Source organism: Cellulomonas humilata (assembly GCF_013359775.1).
Lineage (GTDB): Bacteria > Actinomycetota > Actinomycetes > Actinomycetales > Cellulomonadaceae > Cellulomonas > Cellulomonas humilata.
This window is the reverse complement of sequence record NZ_JABMCI010000070.1, coordinates 1-22,110: the sequence shown is the minus strand read 5'-3', so window position 1 is coordinate 22,110 and position 22,110 is coordinate 1. Positions and strand designations below refer to the sequence as shown.

Annotated in this window: 14 protein-coding genes and 1 tRNA gene; 9 read left to right on the top strand and 6 right to left on the bottom strand. The window is 73.0% G+C overall.

All coding sequences use genetic code 11. From position 1 onward, the window contains the following. Positions 1 to 8 precede the first annotated feature (8 nt). Positions 9 to 719, bottom strand: coding sequence for an FhaA domain-containing protein (locus tag HP550_RS17155; protein WP_175348905.1), 711 nt, complete (start codon positions 717 to 719; stop codon positions 9 to 11). Positions 720 to 899: 180 nt separating this feature from the next. On the opposite strand from HP550_RS17155, the gene HP550_RS17150 reads away from it, so the two are divergent. Together HP550_RS17150 and HP550_RS17145 are read left to right on the top strand one after the other, a co-directional pair. Further along, positions 900 to 982: transfer RNA gene (locus HP550_RS17150), tRNA-Leu, on the top strand. Between the two features lie 157 nt (positions 983 to 1,139). Continuing rightward, positions 1,140 to 4,130, top strand: coding sequence for a TIR domain-containing protein (locus HP550_RS17145; protein WP_175348904.1), 2,991 nt, complete (start codon positions 1,140 to 1,142; stop codon positions 4,128 to 4,130). Between the two features lie 58 nt (positions 4,131 to 4,188). Here HP550_RS17145 and HP550_RS17140 read toward each other — a convergent pair whose 3' ends face one another. Genes HP550_RS17140 through HP550_RS17125 form a run of 4 tightly spaced genes read right to left on the bottom strand, consistent with a single transcriptional unit; the run spans position 4,189 to position 8,576 of the window. Next, on the bottom strand, positions 4,189 to 5,811 hold the full coding sequence (locus HP550_RS17140) for an NAD(P)-binding protein (RefSeq protein WP_175348903.1): 1,623 nt from the start codon (positions 5,809 to 5,811) through the stop codon (positions 4,189 to 4,191). Then, positions 5,808 to 6,809, bottom strand: coding sequence for a thiamine pyrophosphate-dependent enzyme (locus HP550_RS17135; RefSeq protein ID WP_175348902.1), 1,002 nt, complete (start codon positions 6,807 to 6,809; stop codon positions 5,808 to 5,810). The genes HP550_RS17140 and HP550_RS17135 overlap by 4 nt, the downstream gene beginning before the upstream one ends. After that, complete coding sequence (locus tag HP550_RS17130; RefSeq protein ID WP_175348901.1) at positions 6,806 to 8,011, bottom strand: pyruvate ferredoxin oxidoreductase; 1,206 nt, start codon at positions 8,009 to 8,011, stop codon at positions 6,806 to 6,808. The genes HP550_RS17135 and HP550_RS17130 overlap by 4 nt, the downstream gene beginning before the upstream one ends. Then, entirely contained in the window at positions 7,995 to 8,576 is a 582-nt protein-coding gene (locus HP550_RS17125) for a 2-oxoacid:acceptor oxidoreductase family protein (protein ID WP_175349445.1), read from the bottom strand. The genes HP550_RS17130 and HP550_RS17125 overlap by 17 nt, the downstream gene beginning before the upstream one ends. 247 nt (positions 8,577 to 8,823) lie before the next feature. On the opposite strand from HP550_RS17125, the gene HP550_RS17120 reads away from it, so the two are divergent. From HP550_RS17120 to HP550_RS17105, 4 genes are all read left to right on the top strand, one after another. Further along, positions 8,824 to 8,976 carry a hypothetical protein gene (locus tag HP550_RS17120; RefSeq protein ID WP_175348900.1) on the top strand — a complete coding sequence of 51 codons (153 nt, stop codon included), beginning with the start codon at positions 8,824 to 8,826 and terminating at the stop codon, positions 8,974 to 8,976. A gap of 126 nt (positions 8,977 to 9,102) precedes the next feature. Further along, positions 9,103 to 10,671 carry a pectate lyase family protein gene (locus HP550_RS17115; RefSeq protein WP_175348899.1) on the top strand — a complete coding sequence of 523 codons (1,569 nt, stop codon included), beginning with the start codon at positions 9,103 to 9,105 and terminating at the stop codon, positions 10,669 to 10,671. 272 nt (positions 10,672 to 10,943) lie between these two features. After that, on the top strand, positions 10,944 to 14,507 hold the full coding sequence (locus tag HP550_RS17110) for an Ig-like domain-containing protein (RefSeq protein WP_175348898.1): 3,564 nt from the start codon (positions 10,944 to 10,946) through the stop codon (positions 14,505 to 14,507). A gap of 77 nt (positions 14,508 to 14,584) precedes the next feature. Continuing rightward, complete coding sequence (locus HP550_RS17105; RefSeq protein ID WP_175348897.1) at positions 14,585 to 15,706, top strand: FAD-dependent monooxygenase; 1,122 nt, start codon at positions 14,585 to 14,587, stop codon at positions 15,704 to 15,706. Positions 15,707 to 15,713: 7 nt separating this feature from the next. On the opposite strand, the gene HP550_RS17100 is transcribed toward HP550_RS17105, so the two are convergent. After that, positions 15,714 to 16,694, bottom strand: coding sequence for a helix-turn-helix domain-containing protein (locus HP550_RS17100; RefSeq protein WP_175348896.1), 981 nt, complete (start codon positions 16,692 to 16,694; stop codon positions 15,714 to 15,716). 146 nt (positions 16,695 to 16,840) lie between these two features. Between HP550_RS17100 and HP550_RS17095 the strand changes: the two genes are divergently transcribed. The 3 genes from HP550_RS17095 to HP550_RS17085 form a co-directional block, all read left to right on the top strand. Then, positions 16,841 to 20,569, top strand: coding sequence for a S8 family serine peptidase (locus tag HP550_RS17095; protein ID WP_175348895.1), 3,729 nt, complete (start codon positions 16,841 to 16,843; stop codon positions 20,567 to 20,569). Between the two features lie 57 nt (positions 20,570 to 20,626). Then, on the top strand, positions 20,627 to 21,193 hold the full coding sequence (locus tag HP550_RS17090; RefSeq protein WP_175348894.1) for a hypothetical protein: 567 nt from the start codon (positions 20,627 to 20,629) through the stop codon (positions 21,191 to 21,193). Positions 21,194 to 21,281: 88 nt separating this feature from the next. Continuing rightward, on the top strand, positions 21,282 to 22,110 hold an 829-nt coding region (locus tag HP550_RS17085; RefSeq protein ID WP_425484460.1), incomplete at its 3' end, for a thermonuclease family protein.

Here is a 22,110-nt window from a genome sequence, read left to right as displayed (position 1 = left end):
CGCCGGCGTCACTCGTCCGGGTCCGGCTCGCCGCCGGTCCAGAACAGGATCCGGGTGCGCCCGATGGTCAGCGTGTTGCCGTCCAGCAGCGTCGCGGCCGGAACCTGGTGGCCCTCGACGAACAGTCCGTTGGTGGAGCCCATGTCCGTGGCGACCACGCCGTCGGAGGTCACCCGGATCTCCAGGTGGCGACGGGAGACGCCCGGGTCGTCGACGATGATGTCCGCCTCCGAGCCACGGCCGATGACCGTGACCGGGCCGGTGAGGATGTAGCGCTGCCCGTCGATGTCGACCAGCGGGTGCCGCGCGCTGGGCGCCGACGTCGCCGACGCCGGGGCGACCGCTCCGCGCACCGTCGCGCTGTGCACCCGGAACCGCGCTGCCTCGAGCGCGCTGTCCTCGCTGAACGACACCGTCACCGGGCCCACGAACGCGTAGCGCTGGCTCGCGGCGTAGTCGGTGACGTTGTTGGCGAACTCGTCCGCCAACGCCTCCGCACCCCACGACTCCACCTGGTCGTAGTCGGCAGTCGCGAGCTCGATCGTGAACTCGTTGGGCACGACCGTCCGATCGCGACCCACCACGGCGGCCCGGTCGTCCACCTCGCGACGCAGCGCGCTGGAGAGGTCGAGCGGCTTGAGCTCGCTCTTGAAGGCCTTGGCGATGGCGTTGTTGACGACGCGCTCGACGCCGTTCTCGAACCTGTCAAGGATGCCCACAGCCACCTCCCCCGTCCCTCGTGCGCTTCTACGTGCAGGTACGGCACCCGCAATCCGCCTTGATCGTATCCGTGACCCACCGGTACGGGGCCGTATGACGGGTGATGTGCGCGCGGCGAGCCCGGAGCCTCCGCGGGCGGGTCGGGCGGCCGGTGCGATCGTGCTAGTGTTCTGCGGCGCGCGCGAGTGGCGGAACGGCAGACGCGCTGGCTTCAGGTGCCAGTGTCCGAAAGGGCGTGGGGGTTCAAATCCCCCCTCGCGCACACAGATGATGTCGCAGGACATCGGTAACAGGCCGGACCTCAGGGTCCGGCCTGTTGCCGTTGTGGCGGGGTGGGCAGTCCCCAGAGCGGTCCCGGGCGCACCTCGCGGGGTGCACAGCTAGCCTCGTCGGAGGAGCGCTCTGGGCAAGGGGTGTTCGTGTCCCACGTCTTCGTCTCGTACTCACGCCGCGATGCGGTTCGCGCACGCGAGCTGTGCAGCCTGCTGCTCGCGCGGGGCCGCGACGTGTGGGCCGACTGGCAAGACATTCCTCCCGCCTCGAAGTGGCTCCGCGAGGTGTACGACGGCATCGCTGCGGCGGATGCCTTCCTCTTCCTCATCTCGCCCGACTCCGCGCAGTCGCGTGTCTGTCGGCTCGAGGTGAGCCACGCTGTGGCGACCGGCAAGCGTCTGCTCCCGGTCGTGCTCTCACCGGTGCCGTCGGCGTCGCTCCCGGGAGCCATTCGCGCCCTCGACTGGATCGTCATCGACGACACAGCCCCCCACGGTGTGGACGCGGCCATCGCGGAGATCATGGAAGCCCTCGACGTCGACCTCGAGCACGTGCGTGAACACACCTGGCTGCAGGGCCGCGCCGAGGCGTGGCGGCTCGCAGATCACGATCCGAGCCTGCTCCTGCGTGGGCTCGAGCTCGTGCGTGGCCAGCGTTGGCTCGCCGCAGCGACCGGCAAGGACCCGGTCCCCACGGCGTTGCAGGGCGAGTACCTGACCTCCGCGCAGCTCCAGCAGGCTGCGGACGCTGAGCGGCTCCAGCAGCTCTACAGGTCCGCGGTCAGTCGGCAGCTCGCAGCCCAGGCGGACGTGGTCGCCCGTCGGCAGCCACAGCTGCTCGACCGCAGTGTCCTGCTGGCGGTGGAGTCCCTCCGCCGTCAGCCGGGCGCCGAGGCCGATGCAGTGCTGCGGCGTGGGCTCGAGCTGCTCGCGACGACGGCGCAGCGCCTGTCCGTCGGGGACACGCCCGCGCGATCCCTCACCGTCGGAGGCGACGGTCGTTGGGTCGCGGCCTGCGGAGATGGTCGCGACGCCTCCATCTGGGCCGCGGCGGACGGGACGCCGGTTGCTCTGGCGGCGCCGGTCACGCTCGACGGCCTGGATCAGGAGGAGCCGGCCGAGCACGCATGGGCATCTGCGGTCGCCCTGCACCCCTTCGACGACACGGCAGCGATCGTCGCCTCGGACGGCGTGACTCGCCTCGTGTCCCTTCCCGACGGCGCGGAGCGGGCTCGCTGGAGCGGAGAACCGGGAGTACGAGCCGCACTCTTCTCGCCCGACGGTGACCGGCTCGCCTGCGTCGGGGACGGAGGCGCTCAGGTCCACGACCTCGTCTCCGGACAGCTCGTGGTCAGTGTGCGTGCGCAGGCACCGGCGTGGGCGGGAGCCCTCTCCGCCGACGGGCGGCTCCTCATCGTGGGGACCGAGGATGGCCGCGCGACCGTGTGGGACATCGACAGCCGGCGCGAGCTGTCGGCTGCCCAGCACGGCACAGAGCGTCAAGTCTTCGCGCTCGAGGCCGGAGCCAGCGACGCGGGCGTTGCGGCCGTCGCGCTGAGCTCCGACGGCCGGTGGGGGGCGTCCGCAGGCGTCGACGGCGCTGTCCTCGTGTGGCCGGTCGATGGGAGTAGGACACCTGTGGTGCTGCAGCACCAGCGCGAGGTCCTCGCCGTCGCGTTCGGACCCGACAGCACGCTCCTTGCCAGCGGCAGCATGGATGGGACCGCACGCGTGTGGTCTCTCGGCGACTGGCAGGAGGTCCACCGGTTCAGCCACGCCGGCGCGGTGTCTGACGTCGCCTTCGCGACCGACCGCGTGCTGCTGACCGCGAGCGGCGATGGGACCGCACGCAGCTTCGACCTCCACACCGGCCACGAGAAGACCCGTGCAGTGCATGGCGCGTTCGTCAGCGCCGTCCGTCCGTTCCCCGATGGTCAGCGGGTGTGCTCAGCGGCGTGGGACGGGTCGGTCCACGTGTGGCTACCGGCGAGAGGTACGGACGTCGCGATCCCTCACCAAGGTGGCGCTCCAGTCACCAATGTCGCCCTCGACGCAGAAGCCGGGTACGTGGCCACCTACCCGACGGGCCACGACGTGATCGTGTCGTGGCTGGACGGCAGAGAGCGGGGGGTGCTGCGACACGACGACTTCCTTGACGACGTCGTCGCCCTGCGCCCGGTGGCCGGTGCTCTCGACCGACCCCGAGTGCTCACGACCTGTTGGGACGGCTCAGTGACGGTGTGGTCCCCAGAGGGAGCAGTCCTTCACCGGTTCCGTGTCCCGGCCCGGGTGTGGGCAGTAGCCGTCGACGCGACGACGCGACGGTGCGCTGTCGCCGGGGAAGGCATGCAGGAGGCGTGGACGTGGACGTGGCCCGACCACGCGGGTGACCACTCCGCCTCGGAGATCGTCGGGCTCGTCGCGGTCACCCACGACGCTCAGGTCCGCACCGTCGCGCTCTCCGCGGACGGGGCGCTGCTGGTGTCGGGGTCCGACGACGGCGTCGTCGTGGTCACCGACTCTGCCAGCGGCGTGGAACGTCATCGACTGATGTTCGGGAACATCGTCTGGCACGTCGCCGTCACCCCTTCGGGACACGAGGTCCTGGTCGCTGCGGGCAACGAGCTCGTCGTCGTCGATGCGCGGACTGGCGAGATTGCGGCCCGGCTGCCGCACCCAGGCGAGACGGGCATCTTCGCCGTGGATCCGACGGGCGAGCTCGCCGTCGTCCTCATCGGCGACCTGGCGCCAGGGCTGGACCGACAAGCCGTCGTGTGGCATCTCGCGTCACGCCGGGAAGTGACCCGCATCCGGCACGAAGAGCGCATACACGCAGTGCGATTCAGTCCGGACGGGGGCACCATCGCGACCGCGAGCCAGGACCGGACCGCGCGACTGTGGGAGCCGTTGACCGGGCGGGAGCTCGTCCGCATCGACCATGACGGCATCGTCTACGCGATCGCGCTCTCCGCCGACAGCCGCCATGTGGTCACCGGCAGCGGGGACGGGACCGCTCGCCTCACCCTCGCGACAGCCCACGACCTCATCGAGCTCGGCGCCGAGCGTGCCGGCCGGCAGCTCACCCCCGAGGAGCGGCGCTTCTACCTCCCCGGCGACAGCGAGCCGTCTCGTTCGTGACGCGGTCGCTTCAGCGACCAGACGGTCCGCACCCTCGTCGAGCAGGGAGCGTGCCGGCCTACCGTGGTTCGGGGATCATCAGGATCGAGCCGGACGGGCACTCGGCGACGCAGATCCCGCAGCCCTTGCAGTAGTCGTAGTCGATCTCGAACCGCATGCCGGGGCCGAGCTTGATCACCGCGTTGTCGGGGCAGACGCCGTAGCAGTTGTCGCACTCGAAGCAGTTGCCGCAGGACATGCAGCGGCGCGCCTCGTAGGCGGCGGTCTCGGCGTCGAGCCCCCGGACGACCTCCTCGAACCCGGAGGTGCGCCGGGCGGCCTCGAGGCGCGGTCGGACCGCGTGCGGGGCGTCGGAGTAGTACCAGGTGTTCAGCGTGGAGTACTCGGCCAACGGGGCCCCGACCGGCTCGACGACCGCCGTCTGGCGCAGCCACGCGTCGATCGCGCGGGCGGCCCGGGCGCCGTGCCCGACGCCGACGGTCACCGTGCGCTGGGCGGGCACCACGTCGCCGCCGGCGAAGATCCCGGGGTGGCCGGTCATGAAGGAGGAGTCCACCTGCACCGACCCGTCGGTGAGCGCCAGGTCGGACACCCCCTCGACCAGCGACAGGTCGCTCTCCTGGCCGAGTGCGAGCACCAGGGAGTCGGCCTCGAGGTCCTCGAACTCGCCGGTCGGCTGCGGGAAGCCGGTCTCGTCCAGCTCCATCCGCTCGACCCGGAGGTGCCCGGCGTCGGCGTGCGCGACCGTCGACAGCCACTTCACGACGACGCCCTCCTCCAGCGCCTCGGCCATCTCCGAGTCGTGCGCGGGCATCCGGTCGCGGGTGCGGCGGTAGACGATGACCGCGTCGGTCGCACCGAGGCGCTTCGCGGTCCGCGCGGCGTCGACCGCGGTGTTCCCCCCGCCGTAGACGACCACGCGCCGGCCGAGCAGGGGCGGTTCGCCCTGCGCGACGTCGTGCAGCATCGAGACGGCGTCGACGATGCGCGCGGCCTCGCCGGCGGGCACGTACGCGCGCTTGCCCAGCTGCGCGCCGACCGCGAGGAACACGGCGTCGAACCCCTCCGCCATGGCCCCAAGCACGTCGTCCACCCGCCGGCCCAGCTCGAGGGTGATGCCCAGGTCGAGGATCCGGGCGATCTCCGCGTCGAGCACGTCGCGCGGCAGCCGGTACGCGGGGATGCCGTAACGCATCATGCCGCCGGGCTTCGGCGACGAGTCGCGGACGGTGACCTCGTGCCCGAGCTTGCGCAGCTGGTACGCGGCCGACAGCCCGGTCGGGCCCGCGCCGACGACGAGCACGCGCCGCCCGGTGGTCACCGTGGGGGCGGCAAACGTCCAGCCCTGCTCGATGGCGTGGTCGCCGAGGAACCGCTCGACGGCGTTGATGCCGACCGCCTCGTCGAGGAAGCTGCGGTTGCAGGCCGTCTCGCACGGGTGGTAGCAGACGCGCCCCATGATCGCGGGGAACGGGTTGGCCTCCGTCAGCGTGCGCCAGGCCTGCTCGTACGAGCCGTCCTCGGCGGCGTACAGCCACTTCTGCGGGTCCTCCATGGCCGGGCACGCGTGCGCGCACGGCGGCGTGAGGTCGACGTACACCGGCCGCTCCTGGCGCCAGGCGCCCGTGTGGTTGGCCAGGCTCGAGCCGACGTCGAGCGTGATGGCGAACGGCTTGGTCATGAGTGCGCCTCCTCCAGCAGGCCGTACCGGGCGATGTTCCGGTCCGCCATCGCCTGGAGGCGGTCGATCACGTCGTCGCGCCGCACCGGCGAGAACAGGTGCGCGTACCGGTTCTGCAGCGCGAGGTACTCCTCGACGGGCACCTGGTGCCGGATCGGCCGCACCGACGTGACCTCCCCGCGCTCGGCCTCGAACACGGGGAAGTAGCCGCTCTCGGTGGCCAGCCGCGCGATCCGCACGGTGTCCTTGGCCGCCGAGCCCCAACCGAGCGGGCACGGGACCAGCACGTGCAGGTAGCGCGCGCCGTGCATCCCCATGGCCTTCTCCACCTTGGCCTCGAGGTCCCGCAGGTCCGCGACGGTGGCCGTCGCGACGTACGGGATCTCGTGGGCCATCGCGATGCGCGGCACGTCCTTGCCCTGGCCGAAGGCGTTGCCGGGGTGCTCGCCGACGGCCTGCGTCGTCATGGTGCGGGCGGCGGGCGGCGTGGCACCCGAGCGCTGCACGCCGGTGTTCATGTAGCCGCCGTTGTCGTAGCAGACGGCGAGCACGTCGTCGTTGCGCTCGAACATCCCGGACAGGCACGCGAAGCCGATGTCGACCGTCGCCCCGTCGCCCCCCTGCGCGACGACGCGCACGTCCTGCTTGCCGGTGGCCCGCAGCCCGGCCGCGACGCCGGTGGCGACCGCGGGCGCGTTGCCGAACAGGGAGTGCAGCCACGCCACGCGCCAGGACGTCTCGGGGAACGGCGTCGAGAAGACCTCCAGGCAGCCCGTCGCGTTGACCGTGACCATCCGGCCGCCCGATGCGCGCATGGCGGCGTCCAGCACGTACCGGGCGCCGAGCGCCTCGCCGCAGCCCTGGCAGGCGCGGTGCCCGGAGGTCAGCGAGTTGGCCCGGTCCTGCTCGGACTGCGCGCTGCGCAGCTCGGGGTCGAGCAGCCGGTTCCCGACCGCGAAGCTGCCGACCTGGTAGAACTTCACCGGAGTGGCGCTCATGACGGCACCTTCCTCGCGCTCGGGTGGAGACGGGCGAGCTCGCGCTCGACGACGGCGGTGTCGAGGTCGAGGAACGTGAGCCCGGGGAGCTCGCCGCGGACCGCCCGGCCCAGCAGCTCGCGCAGCGACGTCGTCGTGACGGGCCGGCCGCCCAGCCCGGCGATCACCGTGCGCTGGTCGATCCCCGTGCCGGCCAACGCGAGCCGGACGTCCCCGGAGACGATCCCGCCCGCCCCGACGGCGAGCGCCCGCTCGATCACGACCACGCGCCGCGCCCCCGCCAGGGCGGCCGCCAGCGCCGCGTACGGGAACGGCCGGAACGACGTGACCCCGAGCAGCCCGACGCGGACGCCCTCGTCGCGCTCGGCGTCGACCACGTCCTGCAGGGTGCCGAACACCGACCCCAGCGCGACGACGACCGTCTCGGCACCCTCGGTCCGGTACGCCCGCAGCAGCCCGCCCGAGTCCCGGCCGAACCGGGCCGCGAACTGCTCCGCGACGCGCGGGATGACCTCCAGGGCCTCGAGCTGGCGCAGGTGCGCGAGGTAGCGGACCTCGGTGAACGCGTCCGGGCCGACCATCGACCCGATCGACACCGGCTCGTCGGGATCGAGGAGCTGCCGGGGCTCGAACGGCGGCAGGAACGCGTCGACGCCCGCCGCGTCGAGCACGTCGATCCCCTCCGTGGCATGGGTCAGGACGAACCCGTCCATGCACACCATGACCGGCACGGACAGCTCCTCGGCGATCGCGAACGCCTGCGGGTGCAGGTCCGCGGCCTCCTGGTTGCTCGACGCGTACAGCTGGATCCAGCCGGAGTCGCGCTGGGACATCGTGTCGCCGTGGTCGTTCCAGATGTTGATGGGTGCCCCGATGGCCCGGTTGGCCACGGTCATCACGATCGGCATCCCCATGCCGGACGCGTTGTACACGGCCTCGACCATGTACAGCAGGCCCTGGCTGGAGGTCGCCGTGTAGGACCGCGCACCGACGGCGCTGGCGCCGATCGCCCCGGACATGGCGGCGAACTCCGACTCGACGTTCACGTACTCGCACCCCGTCAGCTCGCCGGCCTTCACCAGCCGGCTGAGCTCCTCGACGATGTGCGTCTGCGGCGAGATCGGGTAGGCGCAGATCACCTGCGGTCGGCACGCGGCGACGGCGGCCGCGACGGCCTTCGAGCCCTCAACCTGCCGGAGCATGAGCGGCCTCCTCGACGACGAGCCGGTACGCGGCCTCGGCGGCCGCGGCGTTGGAGCGGGCGAGCGGTCCGGGGAAGCGCTCCTCGAGGGCGGCGACGACGCCGTCGAGCGTGATCACCCCCGTCAGCGCGGCGAAGGCGCCGAGCAGCGGCACGTTCGGCACGGGCCGACCCACGTGCTCCATCGCCAGCTCCGACGCGGGGACGGTCACGACATGGCCGGGTGGCAGGGCCGCGGCCGCCGACCCCAGCCCGAGCTCGGCGGGCGTCCGCACGGTGTTGATCAGCACGTAGCCGTCGGGCACCATCCCGGCGAGCACGTCGATCCGGCCCAGCAGCGACACGTCCTGGATGATCAGCGCGTCCGGCGCGGCGACCGGGTCGTGCGAGCGGATCGGCTCGTCCGCGATGCGGCAGAAGGACACGACGGGAGCGCCCGTGCGCTCGGAGCCGAAGCTGGGGAACGCCTGCGCGTGACGGCCCGCGCGGAACGCGGCCACCGAGAGGAGCTCGGCGGCCGTGACCACGCCCTGCCCGCCCCGTCCGTGGATGCGCACCTGGAACATGCCGGTCACCGACCCTTCGCCTCACCTCAGGGAACGCCTCCCGCGGCCGGTGCCGAGAGGGCCGAACGTCCCGTCTCTGGGACCTAGGGCCCTCGTGAGCACCGAGAACCCCGAGATCACCCGCCTCAGACCCGGACGATCGGGTGATCAGCGCCCCTGACGTGCGGTGCACCGTCTCAACGGGTGGACAGTGGAAGCGGCCACAAGCCGCCCTACCTGCTGTGCGTGCTCAACGAGGAGACCCTTCATGCACCCGGAACTTGCCATCGCGATGTACCGCCACCAGGAGCACCAGCTCGAGGTCCGCCTCGAGCAGCGCCGGTCGCACCTCGAGAAGGCGGGCCAGGGCGCTCCCCGTCGGCACCGGCCGTTCCGGCACCACCTGCGCGCGCGCCGCTAGCCCTGGCCCGCGGGTCGCCTCAGCTAAACGCTTAGGCGGGGTTGTGGGTGTGGAAAACGCTCTCCTACTGTCGGGAAATCGGTCTCTCGTAGGCCGATGACGCTCCCCCGACGAAGTGAGGCAACGATGAGACGACCACTCGCACCCCGACTCCTGGCAGCCGGGACCACGGTGGCGCTGGCGACCACGATCGGCGTGACGGCCCTGACGATCTCCGCGGCGCAGGCCGCGACGGGCCCGGCGACCGGCTTCGCGTCCGTCAACGGCGGGACCACCGGGGGTGCGGGCGGGCAGACGGTCACCGCGACCACCGGCACCGCGATCCACACGGCACTGTGCACCCGCGCCAGCAGCAGCACGCCGATCGTCATCCAGGTGCAGGGGACGATCAACCACGCCAACACCGCCAAGGTGTCGGGCAGCAGCTGCAGCACCGCGGCGGGCGTGATCGAGCTCAAGCAGATCAGCAACGTCACGATCGTCGGCGTCGGCAGCGGTGCGGTGTTCGACCAGCTGGGCATCCACATCCGTGAGTCCAGCAACATCATCATCCAGAACGTGACGGTCAAGAACGTCAAGAAGTCGGGCTCGCCCACGTCGAACGGCGGCGACGCCATCGGCATGGAGAGCGACGTGCACAACGTCTGGGTCGACCACGCGACGCTCGAGGCGTCCGGCGGGGAGTCGGAGGGCTACGACGGCCTGTTCGACATGAAGGCGAACACGAAGTACGTGACGCTCTCCTACTCGATCCTGCGCAACTCCGGCCGCGGCGGCCTGGTCGGCTCCAGCGACAGCGACCTCCAGAACGGCCCCGTCACGTTCCACCACAACCTGTACGAGAACATCGACTCGCGTGCCCCGCTGCTGCGCGGCGCCACGGCGCACATCTACAACAACTACTACGCGGGCCTGAACGAGTCGGGCATCAACGCCCGCGCCGGAGGCAAGGCGAAGGTCGAGAACAACTACTTCGAGGACTCGAAGGACGTGCTCGGCACCTTCTACACCGACCTGCCGGGCAGCTGGCAGGTGGCCGGGAACATCTTCGACAACGTGACCTGGTCCGCCAAGGGCACGGACAACAACCCGGCCGGTCCCAACCCGACGTCCACCACGACGGTGAGCATCCCCTACGCCTACACGCTCGACGGGGCCAGCTGCGTGCCGGCGATCGTGCGCCAGACGGCCGGGGCCAGCACGGGCCTGAAGGTCTCGAACGGCTCGTGCACCCCCACGACGCCGACCCCCATCCCGACGACGCCGACCCCGACGCCGACGACCACGACCCCCGCCCCGACGCCCACCCCGACGTCGACGGCGCCCACCGGCACCAACCTCAGCATCGGAGCGGGCGCCGACGGCTCGAGCAAGGCCAGCGGGACCAGCTACGGCAACGTCATCGACGGCTCGACGAGCACGTACTGGTCGCCGAACGGCTCGACGGGCAGCGTCTCCGTCAAGTGGTCGTCGGCGAAGTCGGTGTCGACCATCGCCATCCGTGAGGCCTCCGGAGCCACCGGCCGGATCGGGACGTGGCGGGTGCTGAACGGCGACACCGGCGCGGTCCTGAAGTCCGGCAGCGGCGCGGGCGTCATCAGCTTCACCGCGACGTCGCTGAAGAAGGTCACGTTCGAGATCACCGGCTCGTCGGCGACACCGAGGGTCGCCGAGTTCGAGACGTACGCCAAGTAGCTCGTCCGACGACCGACAGGGACGACCCGGAGGCACGGTCCGGGTCGTCCCTGTCGTCGTATGCGCGGTCCTCGAACCCTCGGGAGCGATGCTCCTGCCCGACGCGCCACGAACGCCGCAATCGTGTGAAGCCGCCGGTCAGAGCGGTGAGGTTCACCCGCGGGCGTCCGAGTGAACCTGCCGACGAAAGGTGACGAACCACCGCGCAACGCTGCCAGCATGGCGGCCGCGCGGCCCGCAGGGGGACCAGCGCATCCTCCCGGGAGACCTCCATGCCGTTCGGCCTGCCCTTTCGTCGCGCTGCGCTCGTGATGCTCACGGTCGTCGCGCTCAGCGCCCAGACCACCTGGGCCGGCGCGATCGACCGACCCGCCACCACCCCCCCGGCGCCCGTCGCCCAGACGTGGACGTCGGCCTCGTCCGCCGACTGGGGAACCACGGCCGTCGCCCTGGCCGCGGGCAAGGACCGGCTCACGTCCCTGGACCTCGGCGGTCAGCCCGGCACGCGGTTCGTCCTGCAGGTCGAGGCGGTCGCCGCCAAGGCGGGTGACCTCGTCGTCGCGACGCCCGGCATCGGCACCGACGCGGCCGTGGCGTTCCCGGCGGGCACCTCGGCGGCCACGACGCTCGTCACCACCGACGCCGACGGGCGGGTCCGGCTCCGGTCGACCGTCGCCGTCGTGCTGCGACTCACGGTCGTGGGCCACGTGACGGGCACGCCCGGACCGTCGGCCGCGGCCGGCGACACGGTGCTGGTCCCGGCGTCGACGATGGTCGACCAGGCCACCGGCGTCGGCGGGGTCGTGCCTGCCTCGGGCGCATCGGTGGTCCCGGTCGCCGCCCTGCACGGGGTGCCCGCGCAGGGTGCCCGGGCGGTGTGGCTGTCGGTCGCGGCGCGAGGCGTCGGGTCGGGGTCGATCGTGTTCGGCGCCGCGTCGTCCGACGCGTCCGTCACCTACGCCTCGACGTGGGGCACCTCCCTCGTGCTGGCCCCGGTCGACGAGGACGGTGCGGTCCGGTACAGCGTCTCGGCACCCCTGACGGGCCTGCGGGTCACCGTGGTCGGCTGGGTGGCCGGCGGTGCGTCGGCGGCGGCCGGTGCGCTGTCCGTCACCTCGGCGAGCGACGTGCTCGGCTCCGCGTTCGCCGGCACCAAGAGCGTGCGCGTGGTCGGCGGCGAGGTCCCGGCCAAGGTCGACAAGGTGCTGGTGCAGGTGGGCGTCAAGGTCAGCCTCGTGCCCGGCGCCCTGCGCGTGGCCGCCACCAAGACCGGCCTCGCGACCGGTGCCGGTGCCCCCCTGCCCCTGCTCGGACGCACGACGGTGACCGTGCTCGCGCCCGTCGCCGCGGACGGCACCCTCGTCGTCTCGGTCCCGCTGCTCGCGCAGGTCACGTCTCTGACCGTGCTCGGCTATACCTCCGCACCGGTCGCCGCGTCCGCGGACACCGTCGCGCCCACGCTGACGATCGTGTCGCCCGACGCCGACATCACGCAGGCGGAGACGCCGCAGCTCACCGTCGCCGGCAGCGCGTCCGACGCCGGTTCCGGCGTGCGTGGCGTGCGGGTGGAGGCGGACGGCGTGGACCTCGGCGCTGCCGTGCTCGACCAGGGCGCCGGTGCCGTGCGGTGGCACCTCGATGTCCCGGCCGTTGCCGGGACCCACACCCTGCGGGTCACCGCGACGGACTGGGCAGGTCGCTCGGCGAGCGTCAGCCGCACCCTCACCGTCACGGCCGCCGCTCCGACGGAGACCGTCGTCGCGCCGGACGTCACCGTCCTCGAGGGCGCCGGCCTGGACGCGATCCTGTCGTCCGACGGCGACGAGGTCGTGTTCTCGGGCATCGCGCCCGTGCACGTCGGCGACATCCTGGTCAGCGCCGCCGGACCGACCGTGCCCGACGGCATGCTGCGCAGGGTCGAGTCGGTCGAGCGGGTCGGTGCGACCTCGATCGTGCACACCACGAACGCCTCGCTGACCGACGCGATCCTTCAGGCGGACATCGACCTGCAGGACGTGCCGCTCGAGGGTGCCGACGTCGTGATCGACGGCGAGACGGGTGCCGTTCCTGCTGCTCTCTCGGCCCGGTCCGCGGGTGCTCGCGCGGCGATCGCACCGGAGTTCTCCTTCACCATCGCGCCCGAGCCGTACACGAACGCCAGCCGGACGCTCGAGCTCGGGCTGTCGGCGACGATGACGGTCCGGCTCACCCTGGTCCTCGACGTCGACATGGACATCTCCTGGAGCGGGGTGTCCGCGACCGTCAACACGTTCTCGTTCGCGTTCGGCGCGGAGACGGAGATCGAGCTCAGCGCCAGGGCGCAGATCGTGATCGCCGACGTGACGCCCAAGGTGAACCTGGGGTCGATCCGCCTCGGGGTGCTCACCGTGATGGCCGGGCCGGTCCCGATCGTCTTCGACTTCTCGCTGACGCCGTCGCTCTACTTCCACTTCGAGGCGAGCGCCGGTCTCACGACGACCGTCACGATCACCCAGTCGACCAGCTCGGGTGTCCGCTACCACGCCGGGCAGTGGTCGCCGATCAGCACGCGGTCGTTCAGCGCGGAGCCCGGAGCCCGCGTGGGTGTGGAGGCGTCGGTCGGCGCCGGGCTGGGCTTCACGTTCGCCGCGAAGCTCTACGGCCTCGCCGGACCGTACGTCACCCTGACAGTCGGCCCGGAGTTCACCGCGGAGGTGGACCTCGGTCGGCTGACGCTCACCAACACGCTCGACCTCGTCTACGGCGTCGCGGTCGGGGCGAACGTGTCGGTTCCCCCGCTCACCCTGTTCGACTGGAGCGCGGACCTCGGTGAGGGCCGGCTCCACCTGGCGACGTGGGGGCCGTACCCGCTGGGCACCGCAGGCACCGACCCGGGTGACGACGGCGGCGACCCGGGCGACGGCGGCGGCGACCCCGGCGACGACGACGGTGACCCGGGCGACGGTGGCGGCGACCCCGGTGACGACGACCCGGTCGTCGAGCCCGGCTTCGGGCTCACCAACGTCGCGCTGGCGGTCTGCGTCCCGCAGTTCACGGACTCCGAGCAGTCGTTCACGGCGACGGCGGGCGAGACCAACGAGGAGGGCACGGTCCGGCACTACTCGGTGAGCTCCGGCTTCGCCACGGCCGCTCGCGACGGCAACTGGGTCTCGGTCGAGATCCGCGCTCCCGGCGTGGACCCGGAGGAGCGGATCAGCGTCGTCTGGGACCACGACCCGGAGGACCCGTGGGGCTTCGCCATGGGCGACGAGGCGTACAACCAGGGCTACAACGGCCGGCCGGACGTCTGGCTGATGTCGCTGCACAGCCTGCAGCAGGGAAGCCTCGTGAAGGGCTTCACCGGCTTCACCATCGGGGTCGGCGGCGAGTCCACCGTCTACGGAGCGTCCGCTACGGGCATCGTGACCACCCGCGTGTGGGACTTCGACGCGAACGAGCGGTTCTGCGCCGACGGTCCGGGGCAGACCATCGCCGACGGACACCCGGGCGTGCAGGGCCTGCACTGGGACTCGGCCGGCTACGACCGGATCCAGTTCTCCCTCGAGGCCTCGCGCGTGCCGGCGTCGGCGACCAGCGTGGTGGTCACGTGCGCCGCGCCGGGCGACGCGGTGATCCAGCGGACGCTCGAGCCGGCGGACACCTACGGGCGCTGGACCAGCCGGTTCGAGTGGGAGGAGCGGCCGATCGCGGCGTACGTCGGCACCCTGCCGCTGAGCTCCGTCAGCCAGCAGGACTGCGCTGCCGAGGCGTTCGACGACGACCTCGGCGTGGTGGCCAGCTACGCGATGGTCGGCGGCGTGTTCACCCCGTACTACATGGAGATCACCGCGAGCTGATCTCCGGCCGACGCCCCCTCCTGAGAGCACGCTGCGCGGAGGGGGCGTCGTCGTGCCCGGTCCGGCATCCTGTGCTCATGCAGGTCACGGTCGTCGGCGCAGGCATCGGTGGCCTGGCGGTCGCCGTCGGGCTGCACCGCCGAGGCCATCAGGTCACGGTGCTGGAGCGCAGCCCGGACCTCACGGCGGTCGGCGCCGGGATCTCCCTGTTCGCCAACGGGCTCGCCGCGCTGCGGGTGCTCGGCCTGGCCGACGAGGTGCGCGCGCTCGCGGCCCCGCACGACCCGACCCTGCGGACCGGTCAGCGGCAGCCGTCCGGCCGGTGGCTGGTCCAGGTCCCGCCGGGCTCCACGCAGGACCTCGCCGTGGTGCACCGCCAGGATCTTCAGCGCGTGCTGCTCGCGGCACTGCCGGCCGGCGTCGTGCGCACATGTGTCGCGGTCACCGGGGTGGAGCACGCCCGCGGGGTCGTCACGGACGACTCGGGCACGCGGACGTCCGCCGACCTCGTGATCGGCGCCGACGGCCTGCGCAGCGCCGTCCGCGGCACGTTCGTCCGCGGCGCGTCGCCCCGGTACGCCGGGTACACCGCGTGGCGCGGGGTCACCGACGGCCCGGTCGACCACCTCGGCACCGCCGGGGAGACGTGGGGCCGCGGCGAGCGCTTCGGGTACGTGCCGCTGCGGGACGGCCGGGTGTACTGGTTCGCCGTCGCGAGCCTCCCGGCGGGCTCGCGGTTCGCCGACGAGGTCGCCGAGGTCCGTCGCCGGTTCGACCACTGGCACGCTCCGATCTCCGCGCTCGTCGCCGGCACCGACCCCGCCGCGGTGCTCCGCCACGACATCCACGACCTCGACCACCGGCTGCCCTCGTACGTACAGAGTCGGGTCGCGCTGCTCGGCGACGCGGCCCACGCGATGACGCCGGACGTGGGGCAGGGCGGCGGGCAGGCGCTCGAGGACGCCGCCACGCTCGCGGTCCTGTGCGACGGCGACCTGCGCGCTGCGCTCGCGGAGTACGACCGGCTGCGCCGACCGCGGACGCAGTCGATCGCGCGTCGGGCCCGGACCGTCGGCCGGGTGGCCCAGGTCGCGTCCGGACCTGCCGCGGTGGCGCGCGACCTGCTGCTGCGGGCCGTGCCCGACGCCGCGTCGGCGCGCGCCGCAGCGGGGATGCAGCGCTGGGAACCGCCCGCCTGACCGGAGCTCACTCCCAGCGGCGGGCCGCCTGCCAGCCCAGCTGCACGCGGGTCTCCACACCGGCCAGGTCCATGAGGTAGCGGACCCGGCGCTGGACCGTCCGCAGCGACAGGTCGAGGTGGCTGGCCACGGCCTGGTCGGTCAGGCCCGCGAGCAGCAGGCTCAGCACCTGCGCGTCGATCTCGTCGAGGTCCTTGGCCATCCCCTCCGGCACCTGGTCCGGCGAGGAGACCAGCGGCGTCGCGCGCTCCCACACCGCCTCGAAGAGGGCGACCAGCGCGTCGAGCAGCCCGCTCTCGTGCACCAGGAGCGCCCCCGCGGCGGCCCGGCCGGGGTCGCTGGCGAGGGGGAGGTAGGCGAGGCGACGGTCGATGACGACGAGCTTGAGCGGGACGGCGTCGGCCACCCGCACGCGCTCACCCGCCCGCGCGGCGTCGGTGGCCTGCTGGATCGTCGTGCGGTCCGCGTCGAGCATCGAGCGCTCCAGGACGATGCGGTACTGGACGCCGCGGGCGACGGCCTGGTCCTCGGCGGTGTTGTCCTGGGCGCTGGTGACCGCGACGGGTGGCTTGACGAACGCGAGCACCTCCTCGCGGGCGCCCAGCTGCACCTGCTCGAACCGCTGCCGGACGGCGTCGGCGCCACGGACGACGTCGATGACGTCCGTGGGCCCGCGGCCCTCGGAGGCGTTGCGGTAGACCTCGTCGAGCCGGCCCAGCTCGAGCTCGGCGAGGCGGACCTCGTCCTGCCGTCTGGCCAGGAGCGCACCGAGGGCGATGGACGGCGGCTCGGCCACGTACCGGCGGGAGTCGTTCCCCGAGCGCGCCACCAGCCCGTGCACCTCGAGCGCGCGCAGCACCCGGTCGGCGTCGGCCGGGGAGACGGACAGCCGCGCCGCCATCTCCTCACCGGACGTCGACGCGATCGCGACGAGGTCGCGGTAGGCGAGGGCCTCCTCGGCGGACAGTCCGAGCACGTCGTCGAGCATGGCACTCCTCCGTCAGGGCGTTCGGTCGGAGTCTGGCGGATATGTGCCATGTCGTAAACCCGCCGGTTGGTCCGTCTTGTCGGTGTCGTGATCGCGCTGCCAAGGTCCGAGCACCCCGATCGACACCGCAGAGAGGCCGCGACGCCATGAGACTCCACCCCGGACGCAGCGCCGCCCTGCTCCTCGCCGTGACCCTGGCCACCGCGACCGCCACGAGTGCCGCAGGAGAGCCCGTCGGTGGTGCGACCTCGCCGTCGCCGAGCGCGGGGACGTCGGTCACCCTGATCACCGGCGACGTCGTCGACGTCAGCACGGCGGCCGACGGCACGCTCGCGGTGGCCGTCCGGCAGGCCGACGGAGCGACGGGCGGCGTGCAGACGCAGCAGCTCGGCGACGACCTGTACGTGATCCCCGACTCGGCGCTGCCGTACCTGGCGTCGGGCGCACTGGACCGGCGGCTGTTCAACGTGTCGCACCTGATCGAGATCGGGTACGACGACGCCCGGCGCGACGCGGTCCCGCTGATCGTCGAGTACGCCTCCGCGCCGACCGCCCGCTCGTTCGGCGCGGCACTGCCCGGGGTCGAGGACGTCGTCGCGCTGCCGAGCATCGACGGTCAGGCGCTCGGCGCGGACAAGGACCAGGCGGCGTCGTTCTGGGCGGCGGTCTCGGCTCCCGACACGGAGGCGCGGTCGTTCGCGGGCGGCGGTGGGTTCGGGCAGGGCATCGAGAAGATCTGGCTCGACGGCCAGGTCACGGGCTACCTCGACGTGAGCGTGCCGCAGGTGGGCGCCCCCCAGGCGTGGGCCGCGGGGTACGACGGCACCGGCGCGACGGTCGCGGTGCTGGACACCGGCATCGATGTCACGCACCCCGACGTCGCCGACGCGATCGCGGAGGCGGTGTCGTTCGTCCCCGGCGAGGAGGTGACGGACCCGCAGGGCCACGGCACGCACGTCGCGTCGACCGTCGCCGGCTCGGGCGCGGCGAGCGACGGTGCGTACCCGGGCGTCGCGCCGGGGGCGGAGCTGCTGATCGGCAAGGTGCTCGGCGACGACGGGTACGGCCAGGACTCCTGGATCATCGCCGGGATGGAGTGGGCCGCGCAGCGCGCGGACGTCGTCTCCATGAGCCTCGGCGACGACATGCTCAACGACGGCACGGACCCGATGGCCCAGGCGCTGACGCGCATCAGCGAGGAGTCCGGGACACTCTTCGTCGTCGCGGCGGGGAACAGCTACTACCCCGGCTCGCTCGGCAGCCCCGGCACCTCCGACGCCGCGCTGACCGTCGGAGCCGTCGACGACCTCGACCAGCGCGCCGACTTCTCCAGCCAGGGTCCGCGCGCGGGCGACCACGGCCTCAAGCCGGACCTCGCAGCCCCCGGCGTCGAGATCACCGCCGCGCGCTCGCAGACCTCCGCCGGCGAGGGCTGGTACCAGACCATGTCCGGCACCTCCATGGCGGCGCCGCACGTGGCCGGTGCAGCGGCGATCCTGGCCGCGTCGCACCCGCAGTGGCGTGGGCAGCGGCTGAAGGAGGCGCTGGTCTCCTCCACCGCGGCGCTCGCGGGCACGACGCCGTACCAGGTGGGTTCCGGCCGGCTGTGGATCCCGGGGGCGCTCGACGGGGTCGACGCCTCGGGCTCGCAGCTGCTCGGCTCGTACGACTACCCGCACGACGGCGACGAGCCGGTGAGCAGGACCGTCACGTACACGAACGACACCGCCGCGGACGTCACGCTGGACCTCGACGCCGACCTCGTCGGGCCCGACGGTGCGTCGAACCCCCTTGCTCTGTCGGCCACGCAGGTGCTCGTCCCTGCGCACGGCACCGCGACCGTGACGTTCACCGCGGACGCGGACGACCTGCCCGGCACCGGCCAGTTCACCGGCGCGATCGTGGGCACCGACCTGGAGACCGGCGTCACCGTCCGAACCGCGACCGCGCTGGTCAAGGAGCCCGAGCGGTACGACCTCGACGTCACCGTGCTCGACCGCGCGGGAGCGCCCGCCGTCGGGTCGATCGCGCTCTACCGGTACGGCACCGACTACGTGATCGACCTCCCCGTCGACCCCTCCACCGGTGCGGTCCCGACCCAGCGGCTGGAACCCGGCGTGTACGTCGCCATGGCGTTCCTGAAGGTCGCCGGTGTGGGCGGCGACGGCTCGAAGGGTGTCGCGCTCGTCGGGAACCCGCACCTGGTGATCGACGGGAGCGACACGAGCATCGTGCTCGACGCCCGCGCCGCCAACCCGATCACGCTGCGGACCCCGAAGGAGAGCGAGCCCAGCTACCGGCGGCTCCAGTTCTTCCACGACTCCGGCACCGGCGGACCGTACGGCTCGTTCAGCGCGGCCTACCAGGCACCGGCGGACGTCGACTCGATGTTCGCGGCGCCGACCGGCCCGGTGGCGGGCGGCCAGTACGACTTCGCCGTCCGCTGGCGCACAGGCGAGCCGCTGCTCGATCTCGTCGCCACGACCCCACGCCGCACCGCGATCTCCCCGGTGTACCAGTCGGGGTCGACGCGCCTGGACGGTCGGGTGCGGCTGTCCGGGGTGTTCGTCGGGACCGGCTCGGCCGACGAGTACGCGGGCGTCGACGTCGCCGGGAAGGCGGTGCTCGTGACGCGCAGCGACGCGGTGGACCCGCTGACCCGCGCGACGACCGCCGCCGAGCACGGCGCAGCGCTGCTCGTCGTCGTCGCGGACGCTCCCGGGACGCTGGTCGAGTGGGTGGGCGGCGTGGACCTGCCCGTGGTCTCCGTGCCTGCCGACGAGGGCGCGGGCTTGGTCGCGGCCGCGGCCACGGGCCGGCTGAGCATCCAGGGCGACGCGCTCGAGTTCCCGACGTACCTGTACGACGTCGCGAAGAGCTACCCGGGCGCGATCCCGGGGAACCTCGCTCTCGCACCCCGGGACCGCGACCTGGCGACGGTCACCAACCGGTTCACCGACACCAGCGAGCGCCTCGCGTGGGAGGCCCGGTACGACTGCCGCAGCTACCAGTGGCCGCCGTGTCTCGCCGTCCCGGAGCCGCAGGGCACCGCGAGCACCCGGACCGACTACGTCTCGACGTACGCCGGCAACACCTGGTACCAGGACGTCTGGCACAGCTCCGGGTGGGAGCAGCGCGGCACGCAGGAGTCGTTGACGGCCGGCTCGCGGACGACGGTCGACTGGTTCGCGCCGGTCACCGCACCGCACACGGGTGCGGGGTACTGGCTGCCGTCCCACACCGGCACCTGGTTCACGGTGAACGTGCCGCTCTCCAGCGGTCGCGGCGGGATCACCGGGTCGTACGACTGGGGCTCGGTGCCGACGACCTCCCGCCTGTACGCGGGCGACCAGCTGCTCGGGGAGTCGCCCGACCAGGCGGTCTACGAGGAGGTGCCCGAGGCGACGGGCGTGCAGTCCTACCGGTTCACGCAGGACGTCGGGCACGACGGGTCGCTCTGGGCCTACTCCACCCGCTCCCGGTCGGACTGGACGTTCGTCGCCGACCAGGCCGACGCCTCCGACGACGGCATGCCGGTCGTCCTGCCGCTGCTGCAGGTGGGCTACGACGTCGACACCGCCCTGGACGGCACCGTGCGGGCGGGCCGGAGCACCACCGTGGGGCTGACCGCGGCGTTCCCGGAGGGCGCGCTGCGCGGAGGATCGGTCCGCGGGACGAGCCTGGAGGTCAGCTACGACGGCGGCACCACCTGGTCCACTGTCCGTGTCCGCCCCGAGCGCCGGGGAGACGGGTGGACCGCGGACCTGTCGGTGCCGCGGCGGAACGCCTCGTCGGTCTCGCTGCGGGTCGCCGCGTGGGACGACGGGGGCAACCGGGTCAGCCAGGAGGTGATCGACGCGTTCGGCGTCCGATGACGGGTCGCGCGGCGTGTGCGCCGCCGAGTGTCAGTGGTCGGCTGCACCCTGGTGGACATGATCACTCTGTCCTGCTCCTGCGGTTCCGCCGGCTCCACCCGCCGCCACCCCCTGCGCGGGATGTCGGCCGACGAGCGGGCGGCGCTCATCCGGGACGCGTTCTCGGTGAGCGGCGGCTTCCTCGCGCTCGAGGTCGACGCCTCGTGGCACCCGGGGTCCGACGAGCCCGCCGAGGGGTGCGTCGTCCTGGCGGACCTGGACTCTCTGGACGCGTCCGCGGGGCTGGACGCGGCCGGAGCCAAGGCGATCCGCGACCTGCTCGAGATCGGTCACGTGCGCGGTCAGGCGCTGCCCGCGCCCGTCGAGGTCGGCTCGGTGCGGTTCCGCGTCGCGCCCGCCGACGAGTTCGGCCCGGCCATCGCGTACCTGGTGACGGAGGGCACGGAGACGCTGCTGGACGCCACGGTGCCCGTCCCGCACCCGGACCTGCTGGCCGAGCTCGTGGCCCTGCACCGGGACCGCGGCACAGACGCCCTGGTGCGCGTGGACGCTCTGGCGGGTGTGACCGGTCTGGCCACCGCGATCGTCCGCGTGCGCGGCGAGCGGGGCGCCGCGGTCGCCTGAGTGCGCTGACCTGCCCGTTCGGTGCGCCGGACGGAGGAATCGGGACATCGGCCGTCAACTGCGCGCGGCGGACAGCCGATGGGCGGGCATGCGTCCCCGCCGACCGCTCGTCGTCCTGCTCGGCCTCCTCGTCGTGACCACCACGACGGGCTGCGCCGTGGCGTCCGCCGCCGACACCGGAGCGGGCGCCGGTGACGACGCCGTCACCGTGGTCGGCGTGGTCGACGGGAACACGATCGAGGTGGAGCAGGCCGGGACGTCCACCACGGTGACCCTGCTCGGGCTGGACTCGCCGGGCCTGGACGAGTGCCTGGGCGAGGAGTCGGCGCAGGCCCTCGAGGAGCTGCTGCCGGCGGGCACGGAGATCCGCCTCGAGCGGGCCGGCGGCGAGAACCTCGCCGCCGTCTACGCCGACGAGGTGCTGGTCAATGCGGAGCCTGCCCGACAAGGGCTGGGCCACACGCTCGCCAACACGGTGGTCACCGACCTGGTGCTGGCCGCGGAGGAAGAGGCGATCGCGGCGGGTGCCGGGCTGTTCGGCGCCGACGCACCGTGCACGGCGCAGGCGCAGGTGACCGCGCTCGAGGCGGCCGCTGCGGAGCCCGTCGCCACGGCGTCGTCGCTGCCCGTGGGCTCCGGGCTCGAGGAGGTGGACGGGCGTTCCGCCGCCCTCGCGGAGGTCGCGAGCACGGTCGCGGCGGTGACGGCCCTGCTGGACGGGGACGCGTCGGCCGGTCTGCCCGCGGTGACGCTCGCGGACCTGCGCACCCGGACCGCCGCGGTCAGCGAGCGCCTCGCCGCCGCCGCCGCGACCCTCGCGCAGGCTCGGCTCGCGGAGGAGCAGCGCATCGAGGCGGAGCGGGTCGCCGCTGAGGCGGCCGCGGCCCGCGCGGCGGCGGACGAGGCGGCCCGTCAGG

Bases quoted from the DNA above. Each gene is read 5' to 3' on its own strand.
- HP550_RS17140 (WP_175348903.1), bottom strand. From the start codon at position 5,811: ATGACCAAGCCGTTCGCCATCACGCTCGACGTCGGCTCGAGCCTGGCC.
- HP550_RS17135 (WP_175348902.1), bottom strand. From the start codon at position 6,809: ATGAGCGCCACTCCGGTGAAGTTCTACCAGGTCGGCAGCTTCGCGGTC.
- HP550_RS17130 (WP_175348901.1), bottom strand. From the start codon at position 8,011: ATGCTCCGGCAGGTTGAGGGCTCGAAGGCCGTCGCGGCCGCCGTCGCC.
- HP550_RS17125 (WP_175349445.1), bottom strand. From the start codon at position 8,576: ATGTTCCAGGTGCGCATCCACGGACGGGGCGGGCAGGGCGTGGTCACG.
- HP550_RS17120 (WP_175348900.1), top strand. From the start codon at position 8,824: ATGCACCCGGAACTTGCCATCGCGATGTACCGCCACCAGGAGCACCAG.
- HP550_RS17115 (WP_175348899.1), top strand. From the start codon at position 9,103: ATGAGACGACCACTCGCACCCCGACTCCTGGCAGCCGGGACCACGGTG.
- HP550_RS17110 (WP_175348898.1), top strand. From the start codon at position 10,944: ATGCCGTTCGGCCTGCCCTTTCGTCGCGCTGCGCTCGTGATGCTCACG.
- HP550_RS17105 (WP_175348897.1), top strand. From the start codon at position 14,585: ATGCAGGTCACGGTCGTCGGCGCAGGCATCGGTGGCCTGGCGGTCGCC.
- HP550_RS17100 (WP_175348896.1), bottom strand. From the start codon at position 16,694: ATGCTCGACGACGTGCTCGGACTGTCCGCCGAGGAGGCCCTCGCCTAC.
- HP550_RS17095 (WP_175348895.1), top strand. From the start codon at position 16,841: ATGAGACTCCACCCCGGACGCAGCGCCGCCCTGCTCCTCGCCGTGACC.
- HP550_RS17090 (WP_175348894.1), top strand. From the start codon at position 20,627: ATGATCACTCTGTCCTGCTCCTGCGGTTCCGCCGGCTCCACCCGCCGC.